Consider the following 255-nt stretch of genomic DNA (forward strand, 5'->3'; position numbering starts at 1 on the left):
AGGCCCGCCGGGACGCGGTCCTGGTCGATGGTCTGGTCGCGCCGGTCGGGGAACGCGACGACGTCGACGGGTTGTTCTCCGAGAAGAAGGGTTTCTGCGGGCAGAACGTGCAGGTGGTCGCCAACCTCGCGGGACGGGTGGTCGACGTGGGTGATCCGTGTCCGGGGGGCATGCACGACCGGAAGGCCTTCGACGTGTCCGGGATCGCCGCCCGGTGGGCAGGCCACTACGCACCCGGCGGGCCCGGGATGATCG

At 71.0% G+C, this 255-nt stretch carries 1 protein-coding gene; it reads left to right on the forward strand.

Annotated elements, in window-relative coordinates; translation table 11 throughout:
- Positions 1-255, forward strand: a 255-nt coding sequence (locus tag ACXAHD_RS32470; protein ID WP_475055234.1) for a transposase family protein, incomplete at both ends; no start/stop codon positions are given.

It is taken from the genome of Micromonospora sp. ABR4_055, from assembly GCF_056160425.1.